General features: G+C 57.3%; 16 protein-coding genes. 9 read left to right on the top strand and 7 right to left on the bottom strand.

Annotated elements, in window-relative coordinates; translation table 11 throughout:
• Positions 1 to 15: 15 nt before the first annotated feature.
• From VM163_05590 to VM163_05580, 3 genes are all read right to left on the bottom strand, one after another.
• A complete protein-coding gene (locus VM163_05590; protein HUT03346.1) occupies positions 16 to 1,425 on the bottom strand; it encodes a sigma-54 dependent transcriptional regulator in 1,410 nt (469 codons plus the stop codon).
• A gap of 11 nt (positions 1,426 to 1,436) precedes the next feature.
• A complete protein-coding gene (locus VM163_05585) occupies positions 1,437 to 3,668 on the bottom strand; it encodes an ATP-binding protein (protein ID HUT03345.1) in 2,232 nt (743 codons plus the stop codon).
• A gap of 68 nt (positions 3,669 to 3,736) precedes the next feature.
• Positions 3,737 to 4,420, bottom strand: coding sequence for a DUF4390 domain-containing protein (locus VM163_05580; protein HUT03344.1), 684 nt, complete (start codon positions 4,418 to 4,420; stop codon positions 3,737 to 3,739).
• 394 nt (positions 4,421 to 4,814) lie between these two features.
• On the opposite strand from VM163_05580, the gene VM163_05575 reads away from it, so the two are divergent.
• The 9 genes from VM163_05575 to VM163_05535 all read left to right on the top strand — a co-directional run bounded on the left by VM163_05575 (position 4,815) and on the right by VM163_05535 (position 13,280).
• Complete coding sequence (locus tag VM163_05575; GenBank protein HUT03343.1) at positions 4,815 to 5,900, top strand: peptidyl-prolyl cis-trans isomerase; 1,086 nt, start codon at positions 4,815 to 4,817, stop codon at positions 5,898 to 5,900.
• A 2-nt stretch (positions 5,901 to 5,902) separates the two neighbouring features.
• Positions 5,903 to 6,487 (top strand): Maf family protein, encoded by a 585-nt coding sequence (locus VM163_05570; protein ID HUT03342.1) that lies wholly within the window; start codon positions 5,903 to 5,905, stop codon positions 6,485 to 6,487.
• Complete coding sequence (gene rpe, locus VM163_05565) at positions 6,474 to 7,130, top strand: ribulose-phosphate 3-epimerase (GenBank protein HUT03341.1); 657 nt, start codon at positions 6,474 to 6,476, stop codon at positions 7,128 to 7,130. The genes VM163_05570 and rpe overlap by 14 nt, the downstream gene beginning before the upstream one ends.
• A gap of 252 nt (positions 7,131 to 7,382) precedes the next feature.
• Positions 7,383 to 7,919 carry an HAD-IIIA family hydrolase gene (locus VM163_05560; protein HUT03340.1) on the top strand — a complete coding sequence of 179 codons (537 nt, stop codon included), beginning with the start codon at positions 7,383 to 7,385 and terminating at the stop codon, positions 7,917 to 7,919.
• A 25-nt stretch (positions 7,920 to 7,944) separates the two neighbouring features.
• Positions 7,945 to 9,171 carry a tetratricopeptide repeat protein gene (locus VM163_05555; protein HUT03339.1) on the top strand — a complete coding sequence of 409 codons (1,227 nt, stop codon included), beginning with the start codon at positions 7,945 to 7,947 and terminating at the stop codon, positions 9,169 to 9,171.
• Positions 9,149 to 9,805 (top strand): hypothetical protein, encoded by a 657-nt coding sequence (locus VM163_05550; GenBank protein HUT03338.1) that lies wholly within the window; start codon positions 9,149 to 9,151, stop codon positions 9,803 to 9,805. Before VM163_05555 ends, VM163_05550 begins: the two co-directional genes overlap by 23 nt.
• Positions 9,802 to 12,009 carry a tetratricopeptide repeat protein gene (locus tag VM163_05545; GenBank protein ID HUT03337.1) on the top strand — a complete coding sequence of 736 codons (2,208 nt, stop codon included), beginning with the start codon at positions 9,802 to 9,804 and terminating at the stop codon, positions 12,007 to 12,009. Before VM163_05550 ends, VM163_05545 begins: the two co-directional genes overlap by 4 nt.
• Positions 12,006 to 12,515: a nuclear transport factor 2 family protein gene (locus VM163_05540; protein ID HUT03336.1), complete on the top strand. Its 510-nt coding sequence runs from the start codon at positions 12,006 to 12,008 to the stop codon at positions 12,513 to 12,515. Before VM163_05545 ends, VM163_05540 begins: the two co-directional genes overlap by 4 nt.
• A 24-nt stretch (positions 12,516 to 12,539) precedes the next feature.
• Positions 12,540 to 13,280: a CbiQ family ECF transporter T component gene (locus tag VM163_05535; GenBank protein ID HUT03335.1), complete on the top strand. Its 741-nt coding sequence runs from the start codon at positions 12,540 to 12,542 to the stop codon at positions 13,278 to 13,280.
• Positions 13,281 to 13,343: 63 nt separating this feature from the next.
• On the opposite strand, the gene murA is transcribed toward VM163_05535, so the two are convergent.
• The 4 genes from murA to VM163_05515 form a co-directional block, all read right to left on the bottom strand.
• The gene (gene murA / locus VM163_05530; protein ID HUT03334.1) at positions 13,344 to 14,606 is read right to left on the bottom strand and encodes a UDP-N-acetylglucosamine 1-carboxyvinyltransferase; all 1,263 of its coding nucleotides are present in this window, start codon (positions 14,604 to 14,606) and stop codon (positions 13,344 to 13,346) included.
• A gap of 169 nt (positions 14,607 to 14,775) precedes the next feature.
• Complete coding sequence (locus VM163_05525; GenBank protein HUT03333.1) at positions 14,776 to 16,131, bottom strand: hypothetical protein; 1,356 nt, start codon at positions 16,129 to 16,131, stop codon at positions 14,776 to 14,778.
• 84 nt (positions 16,132 to 16,215) lie between these two features.
• Positions 16,216 to 17,844, bottom strand: a complete 1,629-nt coding sequence (locus tag VM163_05520) for a glycoside hydrolase family 3 N-terminal domain-containing protein (GenBank protein HUT03332.1) — start codon at positions 17,842 to 17,844, stop codon at positions 16,216 to 16,218.
• Between the two features lie 13 nt (positions 17,845 to 17,857).
• The gene (locus tag VM163_05515) at positions 17,858 to 19,396 is read right to left on the bottom strand and encodes an amidohydrolase family protein (protein ID HUT03331.1); all 1,539 of its coding nucleotides are present in this window, start codon (positions 19,394 to 19,396) and stop codon (positions 17,858 to 17,860) included.
• Between the last annotated feature and the right edge of the window lie 27 nt (positions 19,397 to 19,423).

Raw genomic sequence — 19,423 nt, 5'->3', positions numbered from 1 at the left:
TTGATGTCCAGAATGTCAAGTTTGGTCTGCTGAGGGAACCGCTATACCATAGGCATGTATTTTCTTGTAGAGGCTCGTTCTATCAATCCCAAGCTTTTTTGCCGTGCTGCTCACGCCCCAGTCATTCTGTTGAAGATGATATACAATATACTCCTTCTCGAACTGTTGTCTCGCCTTCTTCAGTGGCACGTCCCTCGCAATCGCAATGGGGCCTGTCGCTTTAGGCACCAGGTCGGGTATCTGGTGTGCGGAAATCTCCGCATTGGTCGTCATTATCATCGTTCGTTCCACTATGTTCCTGAGCTCACGCACGTTGCCAGGCCAAGGATACGACTGCAAAAGCTCCATTGCGGCCTTGCTGAATTGCTTGGTTTTCTTGCCATACTCGTTGCAGAACTGCTTGGCGAAATAATCCGCCAAGAGCGGTATATCCTCAAGACGTTCCTTCAGCGGTGACACGACGATCGGTATCACGTTCAGCCTGTAGAACAGGTCCTCTCGGAACTCATCTCTCTCGATGAGCGCCACCAGGTCCTTGTTTGAGGCGGAGATCACCCTGACATCTACACTGACCTGCCTCCCACCGCCGACGCGCGCGAAGCGCTGCTCCTCAAGAGACCTTAGGACCTTGGCCTGTGTCTTGAGGCTCATGTCCCCCACCTCATCGAGAAAGAGCGTCCCACCGTGAGCAAGCTCGAACTTCCCAATGCGCTGCCTGGTAGCGCCGGTGAAGGCGCCCTTCTCGTGGCCGAAAAGCTCGCTCTCTATCAGTTCCTCGGGGATAGCAGCGCAGTTGACCTCTATGAAGGGACCGTCCTTGCGAAGGCTCATCTCGTGGATCATCCCCGCCACAAGCTCCTTGCCTGTCCCGTTCTCCCCCATTATCAGGACCCTTGCGTTTGACGGGGCGGCCTGTTTCGCCTGCTCGCGAATCCTCTCAATCGCCTCGCTCTTGCCGATGAGCTCATATTTGCCCCTGACCCTCTGCTTAAGAGCCCTAATCTGAAGGCTCTGCCGCCTAGACTCGAGCGCATGCTGGATATGCTGGAGGATGTTCTCCAAAGAGAGCGGCTTTTCTATGAACCCATAGGCACCGAGCTTCATCGACTGAACCGCCAAGTCTATTGTCCCATGGCCCGAGATAACTATCACAGTAACCTCGGGATGGTCCTGTTTGACTTTCTTTAGCACCTCCATCCCGCTCACACCGGGCAACCATATATCGAGAAGAATGACGGCCGGAACCATCTTCTCCAGAAAGGCTAGCGTCTCACCAGCGTCCGATACCGCCGACACGTCATACCCCTCATCCTGCAGGACAGCAATCAATGAAGACCGAATCGTGGGATTGTCGTCCACGACAAGTATCTGCTCGTTTGCCTTGCTCACCGTTTTCTGTCCTGTCTCGTCACACGAATCCCTCATGCGAAAACATGCTATCCGGGGAGCTCAATGATGAACTTAGTCCCCCTGGGCACGTTGTCCTCTACACGGATGTAACCATTGTGGTCTTCGATTATCCTCTGCACAATCGCAAGGCCCAGCCCGGTCCCACGCTTTTTGGTCGAGAAATACGGCAGGAAAAGCTTCTCCTTACTCTCCTGATCGATGCCATCTCCGTCGTCAGCCAGCTCGATGCGGACGATCTTCAGGACATTCTCATAGTGGGTCGAAATGTCGATAGTGACGAATTTGCTGGCAGCCTCCAGAGCGTTGTTGATAAGGTTCTTGAAGACCTGCTTCATCTGCTCGGCGTCTATCTTGGTTCGCGGGACCGACTCGTCGAGCGTAAGATTAACCTTCGCGTTTGAGAGGTTGCCGTCGTAGAGGCTGAGAACATCCTGGATGACCTTATGAATGTCGTCGGGTCGGGCCTGAACTTCGGGCATTCTAGCGAAGCGCGAGAACTCGTTGACCAAGAGCTTCAGGCCGTTGATCTCTTGAATGATCGTGTCGATGCATTCCTTGAACAGAGCCTGGTCCTCGGGGCCTAGGTTGCGGGAATGTTTCTGAAGTCGCTGAGCGTAGAGCTGTATGGGCGTCAGTGGATTCTTGATCTCGTGTGCTATCCTTCGTGCCACCTGCCTCCACGCGGCCGATTTCTTGGCCTTCAGCAGCTGCGAGAGGTCCTCGAACACCATCACGAAGCCCATCTCGTTCTCTGATCGGTCCCGAAGAACCGCCAGCGTAACCAAGAGCGTTCGAACTTGGCCTCTTATAGTAATCTGGCATTCGTGCTCGCGAACGCTGCGATTCGTCTTGACGATCGTCTGAATCAGGTCCCCAAACTCCCGCAGGTCCGGAGCGAAGAACACCTCCTTAAAGTCGCGCTGGACACATGCTTCCTCCTGAAGGTGAAGTATCGACAGCGCCGATTCGTTGATGATCGTTATCTTGCCCTTGATGTTGAACGACACCACCCCGGTCGCGATGTTCGACAGGATAGACTCCATGTGCCGGCGCCTCCTGTCGTAGTCCCGGCTCGACCTCGACAGCTGGTTCTCGGCCTTGTTCACAGCGGTCTTGCTCGCCTTTAAGTCCGCCGCCATCTTGTTGAAGGCATTTACTAAAAGGCCCATCTCGTCGTCTGTCTCGCCGCTAAGATGAACGCCGAAATCGCCCCTGGCAACCGACTGAAGCCCCTTGAGGAGCCGCTCGATCGGACCCGTCATTACCTTAGCCACGTAGAACCCAAACCAGGTCGCCGCAAAAATTATGAGCAGGGTAATGATCAGAACCAGAGCGACATAGACCTTCTGCTTCCAGACCTCTTTTGTGGAGAATAGCCTATAACGCGTGATCGAGGAGGAGACCTGTTTCTTTGACAACGATATCTGCGGCGGGACGACATACTTGACAATGACCGCACCGAGCACTTTTCCTTCAGGAGATTTGACTGGCACTGCACAGCTAATAATGTCGGCCTTATTCGCAGAGAGATTCTCAACGATCCTGCTCTTCTCACTCTTGAGCAGCAGGCCAATGCGGTCTCGGTCGAACTTGAAAGTCGCATCTGTGAGCAACGCCTTAGCTTCGCTAACTCTTGTAATCTCCTTGTCGCCCTCCAGAACCTGAGCACCACCAAGGCCATACTCGCGCACTTTATCTGAGACCAGCTTGACAAGCTCGTCGTGCCTGCTTGCCGAAAGCAGCCCCCTCTTCTGCACCAGCTCTGCGATCATTCTCGCCCAGCGCTCCGCCCGCTTGACGTCCTGAGCGTGATAGAAACTCGCGATATCAACCGCCTGCTGATAGACCCTCTCGACGTCCGGAATCAGTAGCTTGCCGAAAGTCTCACGCACAAGGCCCGACGCCAGCATGTAAAGTAAGATCGATGGTATGAGCGAGAAGCCCACAAAGGCAATCACCAGCTTAGTTCTGAGCTTGGCGCCAACCTTCTTGTGCTTCCGCTCGAAATACAGCTTGATCAAGTTGCGGAAGATCAGGACCACCAACAGCATCGTTATCAATGTGTTGAGCATGAGCGTGAACTGCCAAATGCCCCGCTCAAAACTCGAGCCGCTGTGGCCCTCGTTGTCCATAAGGCTGCCGCTTTCCATATAAACGACAACCGACGAGGCAATGACCAAAAACAGCACGACAGCGAGGGCGACGATTAGCCTCTTGCGGCGCATTACGAGCTTGGGTGGCCGCTCTCCCTCTCTCACCGCCTCATGCGGAGCTAAACGGCCTTCGGAAGAAAGATCGTCTGATGGCGCGGGCCCGGATTGCCTCGTCACTTATATACCTCCGGACTTGGCTCCGTGGACGGCGATGTGCCGAAGCCTTGCTGCCAGCCAGAGCGACCGCTTTGAAGCGAGCTAGTAGAGATTCTCTCTGAGTAAAACCAGCTCGTCGTGTAACCCGTCCTAAGAAACCACAAAAGTTTACCGAAGGGGAAATCCACCTCGCTCGCAGCCACGTCGCAGAACACCCCAGCGGAATAGATGCGCAAGGGGTATTTCTCCATCAGCAGGGGTATGGGTATCTCAGTCTCCAGGTTCAACAGGTTCGCCCTCGCGTCTTTCTCGTCCATAAACGTCTTGCTGACCTGCTTGTCGCCTTGTAGCTGAACCACCGTATAGGATTTCTTGACCGGGTCGTATGATGCCTCTTTCTTGACAGTCATAGAACGGAGCTGCCCGTCAAACCAGAAGTCGCGCTCCTCAAACACAGCCGCCTTGAAAGAGAGCTTGAGCGGGAGCCCGGAGGTGAAGAACTCCTCCAACTCCTCATTCATCCAGTTTAGGAGCCTGGACTTGATCACGACGACTCTCCTGTTCGCGTCGATCACGGCGGACGGCTTTAACATCCGGGGCTCGGGCTCGAAGGCCGCAGGCTGTGACTCTGTCTTGCCCAGCAAAGGAGATGCGGCCAACATAGTAGCGACAAAAATTGCCCATAGGCCAAATCTGTTCATAAGGACTCCCACGCAGCTTGAACCCAAAAATCCCACCACAACTCTCCCCCCCAAAAACTAGCCAACCGTCGCCTCACATTGATTGAGACCGATTGTAGGGTTGGGGCACGGCCTCGTCAAGCAAGCTCTGAATCGTGCAAGCAGGTTTTCGGCCTCTTGAGGCGGTCTTTAGCTGAGATTCTCCCGCACCATTCCTCTTAAGATACACGAGCCGTATAGCTCGGCTTCCCTGAGAGGTCTGCCAAACCAACCTTGCCCGAAGCCTTGACCGCATCGGTTTGCCTTGACATAATGACTAATTATTAGGGTGAGGCAAGAATCGAGCCCTGCTTTGGTCCGGGGCTACCGGACGCGACTAGCTCGAGTGATTGGGCTCCTATTAGGAGGATGATGTATGAGATTTGTCAGGATTTTGGCCTTGATGGCTTCTGTGATGTTGATAGTTGCCTGTGTTGGCTGCGGTGAGGGAGAACAGACAAGCGCACCGAAGGCGCCAGCGCCGGCCGCGATGCAGGCACCAGCGGGGGCTTCAGAGGGCACAGTGGCCACGGATGCCAACAAGGTAGTTGCCAAGAGCGGCGATTTGGCTGTAACCGAGGGCGAGGTGGATGAGCTGCTCGCCAGAAACCTTAAATACAGCATGATGATGTCCGGTGGCAAGATGCCAGAGCTAACGGCACAGCAGAAGGAGCAGCAGAGAAGGAACACGATAAGGAACCTCATGGTCTCGAAGCTCCTATTGAATGAGGCGAAGGCAAGCGGTTTGACTGTTACGGACAAGGAGATTGATGAGAAGCTCGAACAGATTTACAAGATGTATGGCAGCAAAGAGAAGTTCCTTCAGTCCTCGGGTCTTTCGGGAACCAGCGATGAGAGCCTTCACGAGCAAATGGCCGACACGATACTAAGGGAGAAATACATAGAGAAGGATGTCTATTCACATATCCCGGAGCCGACAGAGGATGAGATGCAGAAGTGGTATGACGAGAACAAGAGCAAGTTCAGCACTCCGGAGACGGTCAAGGTTAAGACTATCACGGTGAACGTCGCCGAGGGGGCATCGGAGGCGGACGTTGCGAAAGCCCAGGAGCGGATTTTGAGCCTGGCGAAGCGGATCAAGAAGGGCGAGGCCTTTGATGCAGTGGCCAAGGAGGCTTCTGCTGATAGATGGGCGCCGAAAGGCGGCGAGATGGGCTTGATTCGTAGGGGCCAGGCGAGGCTGGGTGACAAGTTCGACGAGGCCGCGTTCTCAGCCGAAGTGGGCAAGCTGACCGGCCCGGTAAGGACAACGGCGGGATTTTGTCTGCTTGAGGCAACAGAGAAGCAGCCGGCCAAGGTCAAGACATACGAAGAGGCGAAGGACCAGGTCAAGAACTGGCTGCCGGGGCTGAGGAAGTTCAAGGCAATGGGCGAGTTTATGAGCAAGAAGAAGAGCGAGCTGAAGATAGAATACGTCGGCGGGGAGCAGCAGCCCTTATAGCGATGACATTGGCAATCGTGCTGGCCTCAGCTTCTCCGCGACGGGCCTCCTTATTAAGGAGCGCTGGGATACCGTTCGAGATTGTCCAGCCCGGTCAGGTTGAGCGAGAGGTGGACGGGCCTAGTGACCCGAAGGAGCTTGCCAAGGCGCTAGCTTGTGCCAAGGCCAAGAGCGTGACGACTGGTTCAGACCGCGTTTTTCTGGCTTGTGATACTTTGGTGGCGGTTGATGATACTATTCTGGGCAAGCCGAACTCCCCGAACGACGCGCGGCGGATGCTCAGGCTCCTCTCCGATCGCTGGCACCGGGTCATCACCGGTGTCTGCGTTCTGGACGCGGGATCGGGGAGGGAGCTTCTCGATTGTGAGGAGACAAGAGTCCGTTTCGTGAGGCTTGAGCCAGATGAGATCGAGGCCTACGTCGCATCGGGCGAGCCGCTCGACAAGGCAGGCGCTTATGGCATACAGGGTGGTGCGTCTTCATTCATAGCCGGTCTGCAAGGGCCTCTGGACAATGTAATTGGCTTGCCGGTGCGGCTAGTCCGCAGAATGCTCTCTGAATTGAGGGACAGAGTTGAAGACACTTAAGCTCGCCCCATCGATACTATCTGCCGATTTTGCCAAGCTGGGCGAGGAGATCGCCTCCGTCGAGAGGGGCGGCGCTGACATCATTCACATCGACGTGATGGACGGCCATTTCGTGCCAAATATCACTGTCGGTCCTCTCGTTGTCGAGGCGGCTCGCGCCTCAACCAACCTGCCGCTCGACGTTCACCTGATGATCGAACATCCTGACCGCTACATCGAGAGCTTTGCGAAGGCCGGGGCCGACATGATCAGTGTGCAGATTGAGGCAGCTACGCATCTTGAACGGACCATCGCGGCGATCAAGGCTCTCGGCGCTGAGGCCGGCGTGGTCCTGAACCCGGCGACGCCGCTCAACACAGCGGAAGAGATCGTTCCTGTCGTGGATTTCATCCTCTTGATGTCGGTGAATCCGGGGTTTGCGGCGCAGAAGTTCATACCGTCTGTCCTGGACAAAATCAGGCGACTCAGGGCTATTCTTGACGCCAGAAACCCGAATTGCCCGATAGAGGTTGACGGAGGCATCTGCCTTCAGAATGTCGCTGAGGTCGTCCGGGCTGGCGCCTCGATCATCGTCGCGGGCTCGGCGATTTTCAAGACGCTGGACCCCGAGGGAACGACAAGGGCGTTCAAGGAGAGGCTTTAGACGCTTATGTCGTAGGGCGGCCGGTGATTTTGGCCCGCCTTGATGGCGGAGGGGACGGCAAGCGGCACCGCTACAAGATCGGGTCCGGGTCTGAAACACCACGAAAGGGGGGCGCGTTGGCAGCAATCCGGGGGCACGCCTGGCAGAGGGGGCTGTTGACAGAGAAGGGCCGAGTCCATATCATTCGTGGGAGTATGGTTTGCGGTCTAGGTAGTCAGAAAGTTATTAGCAGGGGCTTACGATCTGGGTGATATGATCTCTGAGGAGCTGACCGAGAAGCTGCGGAGGGTCAAGATTCTGCTGTTGGATGCTGACGGCGTTTTGACGAATGGCAAGCTCTATTTCAGCAACAGCGGTGAGATAACTATGCGGTTTGACGTTCGGGACGGGAGCGGGATCAGGTACCTTTCGTTCGGAGGCATTCAGACAGGGATAATCACCGGCAAGAAGAACAATGCTGTATCGCACCGTGCTCGGGACCTGCACATCTCTATTGTCCACCGAAATATTAAGAACAAAGTCGCCACTCTGAACGAGATACTGAGACAGCAGAACCTTCTGCCGGATGAGGCTGTTTTCATTGGAGATGACCTTTTGGACCTATCGATCATGGCCCAAGTCGGCATGTCAGTTGCGGTAGCGGACGCGGTGCCTGAGGTGAAAGAGGCCGCCGACTACGTTACGCAGAATTGCGGTGGGGATGGGGCAGTTCGGGAGGTGTGCGAGATGATACTGAAGGCTCAGAACAAGTGGGAAGCAGTTGTTCAGCGTTACCGAATGATGCCATGAGATCTTTTGTTAGGAGTTTGGGCAAATGAGCTCTGGATGGGCAGTGTTTTCCTACGCGGTCGCGGCGCTGGCGGCGATTGCAATTGTCGTATTCATCGTCAGGCGTCGGCGTCGGCAGGCGGTGACGGAGCCTTCGTCCGAGGTCTCTTATCTTAGGGGCTTGGACTTTCTGATTTATGATCAGCGAGACAAGGCCATCAAGGAGCTTGCCGACGCTACCGCGAGGAACACGGACGATGTTGCTGCTTATATCAGTCTGGGCAATCTTCACCGTGAGCAGGGCAACATTGACCGGTCGATCCGGATCCACGAGAGCGTTTCGATACGGCCTAATCTGCCCCTGCAATCGCGTGTCCGTGCGCTTTACAGTCTGGGGCTGGATTACGTTCGAGGCGGGCTCTTGGAGAGAGCCGAGGCGGCTTTCAAGAAGGCGATCAAGGAGGACCCGAACCACATCCAGAGCTACGAGAGTCTCGAGCGGGTTCACGAGGAGATGCGCGACTGGAAGGCGGCCTATGAGTGCCAGCTGGAGCTTGACAAGAGGACCAAGAAGAAAAGCTCGCGACTGCTGGCCTATCTGTTGACCGAGGTGGCGCTTGAGGAGGCGATGCGAAACAAGCGGCCCAAGGAGGCCATTTCGCTGTTGCACAAGGCTAAACAGACAGACCCTACGTGTGTCTCGGTGCCGATGTATTTGGGGGATGTTTACCTTGCTCAGGGCGATTTCAAGAAGGCTGAGCACGTTTGGGAGGAGGCCGTTGATAACTTCCCCCACCTAGCGTTTCTTCTGTTTGACCGGCTCCGGCAGGTATATCTCAAGCAGGACACAGTCCGAAACATCAAGAGCATTTACGAGAAAGTTCTCGCCAAGACCCCTGACGACATCAACACGCGTCTTTCGCTCGGCGATTATTACTTTGACACCGGGCAGTTGAGCAAGGCCAAGGAAGAATACGAGAGGATACTTGAGCTTTCTAGCACATCGACAGTCGGCTATCAAAGGCTCTCGAAGGTCTATTTGAAGGAGGGGAAACCTGAGGAAGCGTTGGGAGTGCTTCAGAAGCTCAGCTCGCTGCCCGAACTGCAATCGGTCTATTATTACTGCGGCAAGTGCGGGTTCAAGGACACTCAGATTCACTGGCGCTGCCCGCAGTGTCGGAAGTGGGACACTTTTGTTCAGGAGATCGAGAAGCGCATACGCCCAAGGAGGCGCCCAGAGGCGGGTAGCAATGGCAAAGGAGAAAAGCACTAGCGCACCGCCGCTGCTTCTTCTGCTTCTAGCAGTAGTGCTGGCGGGATGTGCTCCGAGCTCGAGCATCTTTTGCGAGCCCAGTTACTACGGAGAGCGCTCGCCAGTCCCGAGCGCCTCGCCGGCGACGATTGCGGTCCTGCCGTTTTGCTATACAGAGGATGTTCCCGAGGATTTCGCATGGCTCGCTGGCGAACGGCTGTATGACGCTCTTGACTCCCAATGGCCAGCCGCAATTGGCCCGCGCGAGGTCATCTCAAAATGGAAGGAGGCGACTCACTCGCCGTGGGGGTCCCCGCGAGGGACAGAGGCGTTCAAAGCTCTCGGCAGGATGCTTGGTGCGAGCGTGGCCATCCTGGGCACAGCAACACGTTACGTTTATGGCGGTCTCAACCCGACAGAGATCGCCTGTTCGATATCTGTGGTGAACATGTCGTCTGGGCAAAGGATGGCCTCGTTCAACGTCAGCGCACTCTCCCGAAAAGCTTTCTCCTATTCAGCGCTTTCAAAGCCGCCTGAACCGACGGAATCGCTGTTGGAAAAGGTCATGACGCTCTCGGCTGCCCCTTCCGTGATCAGGGCGATCGGAGCGAAGCGCTCAATCCGTCAGCGAGGGAGGTCGGAGGAAACACGATGAGGTCCGGCTGCGCCCAGTCTAGTCCCATCCCGCGAGACGGCGTCCGCCTCGCACGCCTCGTGTGTATTGCGCTTGTTCTGGCCGTCCCTTGCTATTCCCAATCTGGCATAGCCGCCGAGGAGAGCCGGATAGAGGCTGCTCAAGCTACAGCCTCGTCGGTTGCTACCGTAGGGGGGGAAGCTGCGACCTTCCAGAGCGCCGAAGATTTTCTGAGAGAGGCAAAAAAGTTCCTCGCCAGCGGGCTCTATCTCGAGGCGGCAGACCTTTTCGAAACGGTCCTAACATACAAGGACGCAAAGCACCTGTGGCCTGAGGCAACGCTCCTTGCGGGCAAGTCCTACCTCAAGGCGGCGATAGCGATCGATTCGGACAAGCTTCGTAATGAAGCTATCGAGAGGTTCAAGGTCTTTGAGAAGTCATTTCCCGATTCCCCGCTCATGGAGCAGGTGAGTTATTTCTGGGGACTTGCGCTCTTCGACTTGGGCGACTGGTTTGAGGCGGAGCCGAGGTTTTTAGAGCTTTTGAATCGCTTCCCGGAGAGCCAGTTTGCTCCCGACTCCGAGTATCATTTGGGCCGGATAATGGAGAAGGCGCAGAAGTACTTAGAGGCGCAGAAGAGGTACTATAAAGTGATTGAGTATTATCGCCGTCCGGCGAAGGATGTTGAGGATTCGACATTCAGGATAGCGAGGATCAGCGAGCTCATCGGCAAGCACGATTTGGCGGTCAAGTGGTATTTGCTGGCCTGCAAGCGCAACCGGACGCGCTGCCTAATGGACAGTGACGTTTTGTTCTACTGCGGGAACGCTTACTACGCGCTTGGACAGCCCGGTGAGGCTGCAAAGCAGATGTGGCGCTTTGTGAATATCTTTCCTTCCGATCCTCGCTACGACGATGCGATGCTCATGCTCGCCAGCAGCCTCTCAGCGCTCGACGACCTGAAGGGAGCGGCGGTTGTTTTGGCCGGTGTGTTTGGCTCGAGCCGGCCTGAGAAGAGGGCGGAGGCGCAGCTTAGGCTCGCGGAACTGGAGCAGAGGACGGGCAAGAAGCTCTCCGAGGAGGGCTTCATGGCTCTCTACAAGAAGATCGTGGACGAGACGCCCTATTCGGATCAGGCGATCGTCGCCTCGCTGCACATCTCGAAGGAGTTTCTGAAGGATGGCGATCTCAGAAGCTGCCTGAGGTACGTGGACTGGTTCTTTGCGACCTTTGACCAGAACAAGTTCACGAACGAGATGCTTGACGTGAGGGACGAGGCCATTTTGGGGCTTCTGCAATCGCACCTTAACGAGAAGGAATACTTCGCCGGCGCAATGCTGTTTGAGCGGCGCAAGGAGCAGATTCGCAGGCAGTCGTCGGTCGTGCGGGCGAGGTTCTTGGCCGGGCAGGTCTACTTCGGCCTCATGGGCTATCGCCGGAGCGCTTCGCTCCTCAATGCGACTGAGGACAGGTATCTCAGTCCTGATGATCGCAGAATGACGCGGCTGTTGCTTGCGCTTGAATCGTACTTCGAGGGCTCGAAAGAGAAGGCGGTATCTGAGCTTGAGAAGCTAGCCGTGGGCAAGGTGGATGACATATCCTTCACTGCACGGTACCGTCTGATTGACATTTTGCTCAGGGAGAACAAGGTGACTGAAGCGCTCGAGCGCTATCAGAAGCTCTCGCCGAAGTATTCTGATACACGGTTTGTGCTTTGCCTCGACTTTCGCGCGGGCCTTATGCTGTTCAGCAACAAGCAATATGCCGCAGCTAAGGAGGCTTTTGACCGTTACCTTCGGTTCAATGTGCACAGTCGCGAGCTTCTCCGGGCCGCGCTGGGCGGAACGGGCGAGTCGGCGGCGGCGGGCGAACCCGCCGAAGAGATCAAACCCCTCGACTGCCGGTCCTACCTTGCGACGGCCGCTTACTTGCAGAAAGCCAGGTGCAGCGCCTCACTTGGTCAGAAGGATGACGCCATCTCTTTGCTCGAACAGGTAGTTGATGAGTGCCAGCAGTCTCCGCTTGTATATCAAGCCTGCTGCTTTCTGGCGGATCTCAAAGTCCAGCAGGGCAAGAGCGCGGAGGCCACGAAAATGCTCAAGAAGTGCGAGCAGCTCAAGGCAGAGGAAGATGTCTTCAAAGAGGCGCAGTCGCTGCTTCTGTCGGAGATGGAGATGAAGAGGCGGCTTGAGGACATATCGAGTTGGTGGGTGGACGAGAAATGAAGCGGTCTCTGATCGTGCTGGCTGTGATATTGGCCGCGGTGGGCCTGTTTTTGGGAGTTTCCCGGTTGATCGTTACCGACGAGGAGCGCATCGAGGCTATCGTCAAGGAGGTCTCTCAGGCGATAGCGAATGAGGACCTCGCCGGCTGCATGCGGCATGTGAGCGATGATTTCGTGTATCAGCCAAAGCATGTGAATAAGGCGCGGCTTGCGGCCCACGTGCAGCAGATTTTCGCTCGAGCGGACGACCTGAAAGTTACCATCTCGCAGCTCGAGATCGACGTCGAGGGCGAGAGCGCAACAATTACACTGCGTTTCAGGTTACTTGGCGCCTACGTTGGCAGGATGGATCAGTTCGTGGGGAAGCGGGGCTTCATCCTGGGCGAGCCGTTGAAGGCCGCAAGAGCCACACTGCACCTCAGCAAGCGACCTCGCACAGAAGCACCAGCCGGCGGCCAAGCGGTCTGGATGCTCGACCGAGCTACCGAGTTCAACCCCGGCCTCTGACGTGCCCGATGAGTGCCGTCAGCCATGAGGGCCAGTCTTGCACTTGGCAAGGACGCCAGGCTGAATCTCCTATACTACATAGCGCTTGCGGCATCCTTGGTCTTCGCCAAGAACGTTATTAGGCTCGCCATCCTGGCCGTGTTGCTTCTATCGCTCTTTGCGCTTCTCAGAAAAGAGTCTTCGCGGAGACCACATTCGCTCATCGCGGTCCTCATCGTTGCATCCACAATCTTTGTGCTGCACTCGTTCTTCGCTATCGGCGAAGCGGATTACGGCCAGTTCTCGCCACAGGGATGTCAGCGAGGCGCAAGGCTTGCACTGACCGTGCTCTCCTTGTGGGCTGGCGCTAAGCTTCTGTTCAGCTCAGCCAGGCCGCGCGACTTGGCCCGCGCAATTGGCGCCGTCCTGCCGGCTGCAAGAAGGCGTGGCTCCTTCTCTCATAGCCTCGTTTCAGTTGTCTCGAGTGGACTTTTGGTTCTGCCCGTCTGCAAGAATGAGCTAATAGCTGCGAGGATAGCCGCTAGGGCGAGGGCCGGACGGTTTGGTCTCGGCTCGCACGGTAAGGCGCGCCGGAACATGGCGAGGGTCGTGGGCTTTGCCCTGAAGAGGCTCTGGGTAAGTTCGGACGAGGTGTCGGGCTGGCTCGCCACCAGGGGCTATCGTGGCCCCGAGAAATGGCTGAACGAGCGCAGGCCGCCAAGCGCAGGCCAGCTAGCACTCTTCCTCGTCGTCACAGGGCTGACCGTTGCCATTCTCGTTATCTGAACCAGAGCATTCGCCAAGCCCACCGCCAGCACTGCCCTTGACCATCAATAGTTCACGGCCAGCTCAAACTTGCTCTCGGCTGATCTCTGCGCCCAACGGTCGGAGCTTCTCCTCTATCCGCTCGTAGCCGCGGTCGAGGTGATAGACCCGCGAGATGACAGTCGAGTTCTCGGCCGCAAGGCCAGCAAGAATCAACGAGGCGCTGGCCCGTATGTCGGTGCACATAACCGGCGCACCCTGAAGCCTCTCGACTCCGGTTACGACCGCCGTGTCCCCATCGACTGTGATCTTTGCACCCATGCGCCTCAGCTCCTGCACATGCGTGAACCGCCGCTCAAACACCGTCTCCTTGATGATGCTTGACCCGTCGGCCAGCGTCATGAACGCCAACCACTGCGCCTGAAGGTCGGTCGGATAGCCCGGATAAGGCTGCGTCGTGATACTGACCGGCCTAGCTCGACCGGTGGCTTTGACCGTAAGTGAGTCCCGCGACGTCGCGATTTCGCAGCCTGCCTCAAGAAGCTTCTCCAGAGGGGCGCCGAGATGGTTCGGGTTACAGCCCGAGACCGTAACTTCGCCTCCAGTTATGGCCGCCGCAAGCGCGTATGTCCCCGCCTCGATCCGGTCGGGTATGATGCTGTGCTCAACACCGCTAAGCGTATCGACGCCATCGACGATGACCTGATGCGTCCCAGCGCCGGACACCTTCGCGCCCGCCTTGTTCAAAAAATCGGCCAGATCAACGATCTCTGGCTCCCTCGCCGCATTGTCGATGACGGTGGTGCCCCTAGCGAGCGCCGCGGCACATATTATGTTCTCAGTGCCGCCGACAGTGGGGTAGTCCAGGTTTATGCTCGTGCCCACGAGTCGCTTGGCCGTCGCCTCGACGTAGCCGTGGTCGATCTCGATACTCGCTCCCATCTTTGCTAGCGCCGCAAGGTGCATGTTAATAGGCCGTTCTCCGATCGCACATCCCCCCGGCATTGACACGCGAGCATGTCCATACTTGGCCAGCATTGGGCCCAGAACTATCACGGACGCGCGCATCTTCCGGACAAGATCGTACGGCGCCTCAAGCCGCGAGAGGTGGCCTATGTTAAGCTCAATGGTGTGGCGGTCTGAGTCGGGACTCGAGACAGCGACCCCCAGGTTCGATAGGAGCTTGCACATCGAATCTATGTCAACAACGTCTGGAACGTTGAGAAGACGAGTCTTGCCCTCCGTCAGTATAGTGGCCGCAAGTATCGGAAGAGCGGCGTTCTTAGCGCCCGAGGTCAGGACCGTTCCCGAAAGCCGCTTACCTCCTTTTATGATGAGATTTTCCATCGTTGATCGTTACTTCCATCAATTGTGGTCGTTGATAAACTAGCAGCGTCGAGACTATGTATCTATAAGACCACTATGAGATCGGCACCGCAATAGCCGGAACAGAATGAGGTCTGAACCAAAAATCGACACCGATGACTGGCGCTCCAAGCGCCGCCGCATCTGGTATTCACGCCCTGGATTTGGCAGTTTTAAGCCAATAGCCCAAAACCATCGCCTCAAGCGCAAGCCGGATGTTGGCGTTGCCGGCGATCTTTTCCCGGGCCTGTCGAACCGCCTGGTCAAGCCTGAGAAGCATCGAAACACCGTAGGCGTCCGACAGCGAGATGACACCGGCGTCGCTGGGGGATATGCCCTTTGCGTTCTCACCGCCCTCCTTGCGAACCATCGCATCACGAACCAAGACCGAGAGCATGTCCAGCAGCTCGAGAGCCGATTGCCTCTGCTTGGCCCTGGAGCTCGCGGCATCACCGAGAGCACCGTCAAGCACGGAGAACAGGGCCTCGATCTTCCTGCCAATTACGCAATCGACTATGCTGGACGCGGCCGTGCGGCGCCTCAAGAACTCATCCGGATCAACCAAGATCGCCCGGCCCAGGCTGCCCGCCGCAAACGAGGCGATGATCGGCGCAATGTCCCGGGCGAGCCCCCGCCTTTCGGTCAGAAAACGCTCGATCGAATCGGTGGGAAGTCGCTCGAAGTTGGCGAGCTGGCAGCGAGAAAGTATGGTAGGCAAGAGGGCCGACGGGTTCTCCGAGACGAGTATGATCACCGTTCCAAGCGGCGGCTCCTCAAGCGTTTTCAGGAGGCAGTTTTGGGCAGGCTCCTGCATCTTGTGGGCGTCATCGATGATGCAGATGTGTCGCGGCCCCAAAAGCGGCCCGGTGGCGAGGCGCTGCTGGAGGACATTGCGTATCGCCCATATCTTAATCGTTCCCTGATACAGCCCCTCGGTGGTGTTTCTGAAGATGTGCTCAGCGAGCCTGATAACGTGTGGATCGACGCCCCTTCGAGTTTCCTTTTGGATTAAGTCGATGGTGCGGTCAATTGCGGCGATGGAGACCACCTTTGAGTCGGCCCTCTCGAACACCGCCGCCTGTGTTCTCTCATAGCAATCGACCTGACCCAGGCCCTGTCCTGCTGAGGGGCTAAACTGAATGAGGCCCAACTCCGACAGAGCAGCCATCGCGTCAAGGTATTGGGCTTGCTGCCCCTCCTCGTAGCCGGCGACGTGCATTATCTCGCCTCTGACAACAGCGCTCGGCACCAAGACGTCCCGAAACACCAACAGAGACGGGTGTATCTCTGGGAAATGGGCGGTCCTCTTGCACGAGGGACACGAGCCGCAAGCGATGCCGTTCCCAGGGCTTTCACACAGCAGAACGCGGGCCATGTCGAAGGCAGTCGTCCGCTTCCCCACCCCGGCCGGCCCAGCGAAGAGATACGTGTTTGCGACGCGTCCTTCTGCGATGCTGCGATCCAGCGACTGAAGCACCCGGTCCTGCCCAAAAATGCTAGAGAACATCGTCTGACACCATATCTGCGGACGGGACTGAATCGATGCGACGAGGAGTCACCGGGCTCTCGTTCATGCCGTTCTCGATCTCTATCATATCTCTACCGGCATTCTTCCGCCGGGCGATGATTCGCCAGCGATGATCGAGGCAAGCGCTCTGAACGTGGGCTCGGCGAATCCGAAGGCCGCGATCGTGGTCCCGAAGCCTTTCAGAAGGCTCAAGTCGAACGGCTCGTCGAGCGCGACGAGAATGCGGGGCTTGTCCAGCAACGATACTTTTTTGCCAAGTGCAAGCTGCCTGGGGTGGGAGCCTGCCGAGAACGTGCAGAATACCACTACGTCAGCGGCGTTGGCCTTCCTGAGCACATCGTTCACCTGCCCACTCGAGGGTGAGTCCAGGTCGTATATCGCCTCGGACACGGTCTCGAAATAGTCCAGCATAGCATCCCGAAGCGAGCGTAACTTCTGTGAGGACTGAAGGTTGAACAAGCGCTCGAGCCCCGGAAGGACGACTAAGACGCTCGAATCGGCATCGACCGGCAGGAGCCCCTTCTCATCCTTGACGACGCAGATAGCATTCTCGGCGATTTCGTGGAACATAAGCTCTTGCATATCAGGGCCGAGGTCGTCGAGCGAGAGCGAGGGGGCCTTTGCAGCTCGTGCACTCCTGTCCTTGAGTTCGGCCCTCAGCCACAGCACTCTAATGGCCGCCTCCAGCACGCGCTCGGACGGCAACTCCCCACCTATGATCGCAGACATGATGGCACTGTGGACGGCTTCGATCTCGTCGAGGTTGTGGCAGAACAGCAGGAGGTCAGCCCCAGCCGTAATCGCCTGAACCGCAGCCTCGGCGAGGCCATATCTTCCCGCGACCGCGCCCATCGAAAGGTCGTCCGTGACGGCCGGCCCGCGGAAATCCAGCCTGCCCCGCAAGAGGTCCGTGAGAATATAGGGTGATAGCGACGCGGGAAGCTCGCCGTCCCGTGGAAGCTTGGGATACTCCGCGTGGGTCGCCATCACCATCGCAACGCCATATCGGAAGGCCTCCTCAAAGGGCTTGAGGTCGCACTCGAGGAGCTCATCAACCGTCTTGTCAACTCGGGCAGGCCCAAGATGCGTATCGAATGAGGCGGCGCCCAATCCGGGAAAATGCTTGGCTACTGCCATGACATCCGCCGACTGAAGGCCGTTTATGTATTGAGCCCCTAGCTCCGCGACACGTTCGGGATCGCTCCCGAAAGACCTCGTGCCGATGCACGTGTTCTTCGAGTTCGTCAGCACATCAAGAACCGGCGCACAGTTCACGTTTATCCCGAGGGCGCAGAGAACCTTCCCGCAGCTTTGGCCCGCAATATAGGTGTAAGAGCGTGAGCCAGCAGCGCCCAGGGCCATCGCAGACGGAAGCCTGCCCGCGAAATCAAAACGTGTAACCCTCCCCCCCTCTTGGTCTATCATGATTAACATCGGCAGCTCTTCCCCGGCCCCGCTGGCAGTCTCCTGAAGGCTTCTAGTGAGGTATTGCGTCTGATCGGCGTCAAAGATATTTCGCCGGAAGAGTATGACGCCTCCGACCAGGTGATTTCGGATATGGTCCTTCAGGAGTTGAGGCGCCTCAACGCCCTCGAAACCTGTAACCAGGAGCTGCCCGACCAGCTGCTCCATGCTCATGCTGGCGATCAACTTCTCGGTCGCCCGCTGCCTTTGCTCAACCTGCTCGTTCATTCAGCCCCACTGCCTAAGAAGCCACACCCTCAGCTGCACAAACCACTCGCCCACCCTTGATTGTCGCCGCCACGTGCGACTCGAGCAGCTCGCTCGCATCCCTGCACGTGAGGACCACGAGGTCCGCGGCCATCCCCTCTTGAATGCGGCCCAGGCGAGCCTCCTGTCGGACGGCAAATGCCCCGCCGGCGGTGTGCGCACTGATTGCGTCGGCAAGCGGCATCGCAAAGTCCGGGAAAGGATGCCTCACTGCTCCCCGAAGGCCATAGATCGGGCCAATGGGCATTGAATCTGAGCCAAAACAAAGAGGCACGCCTGCCCTCGCCAACGGGCCAAATGCGTTCGTTTCGGCCCACCTAGGCCCAAATCGCTCACCGTAAAGGCCATCCTCATGCCGCCCCCAAGTCGTGATGAAGCCCGGCTGCATCGACGCCACAAGCCCACTGCGGCAAAGCCGCTCCAAGTGCTCATCAAGCGGCTCGGGCAGAATCTCCAGATGCTCGATTCGGTGTCTGTGATCGGGGAAAGAACTCACCCCAGCATCCTCGAACGCCCCAACCACAGCGTCAATCGCCCTGTCGCCGATCGCATGAACGGCGAGCTGGACGCCTCGTGCCAAAGCCTCTCTTGCCACGGCAGCGGTCTTCTCCCTCGATAGTAGCAGCTCGCCATGCTCGTCTGTGCCCCAGTATGGCCTCGAAACCGCCGCAGTGCGGGCGCCGATAGAGCCATCCGCCACTAGCTTGAGCCCGACAGGCCGGCAGAGCTCCGATGGCTCGAGCCGCTCCAACTCTGCGAAACTTGTCTCCGAGATGTAGTCCATATAGACAAATATCTCGATATCACTTGCAGCGTCCCGAAGCGCGGCGAACTGATTCGGCAAAGCGTGCATCTCGCAGATGCTCGTCACCCCGAGCGACAGCGCCTCGTCAATTGCCCGCCTCACTCCCTTGACGCGGTCAGAATGCTCGATCGGCACTAACCGCCGCATCAGATGAATGGCATCCTCACTTATCTCACCGCGTTCACGGTCAACGTGCGAGCTGATTTCACGAAAGTTGGGCGCTGAATACAGGACCTCGAGCGCACGTGAGTTGACAAGAGCTATGTGCCCGCAGACTCGCTGTAGGAAGATAGGATTCGGGACGCCGACTGCGTCCAATAGATCGCGGTTCAGTCTCTCGATACCTCGAACCTTAGAGTCATCCCAGTTGACGCCGACCACGAACTTCTCCCGCTCCAGTTCGGCTGCCTTCTGTTGGACCATCGAGAGCATCTCATCCACGTCGGCTGTTGCGGCAAAATCGACCGTCAGAGTGTCAAACTCCCCGGAGAGAAGGTGTGCGTGGGCGTCTATGAAGCCGGGGAGAACGATCCTGCCCTGAGCGTCGATCACGTCGTCGTCCAGCTCGACGCCGGACGAGGCGCCAAGCCTACTCCGCCGAAGCGGCTGCAAAGGCTGGATGCTCTCAATTCGTGGGCCTTTGATTCGGATCGAGCAGAGTCCCTCACCAAAGCCTGCCAGCTCGAGGTTTGCATCTACAATCAGCACGCCGCGCTCCTTGACATATTGTGGTCG

The sequence above is a fragment of the bacterium genome, from assembly GCA_035527515.1.
Lineage (GTDB): Bacteria > B130-G9 > B130-G9 > B130-G9 > B130-G9 > B130-G9.
Note: the sequence above shows the minus strand (reverse complement) of the source record. Positions and strands in the feature narration are given on the sequence as shown.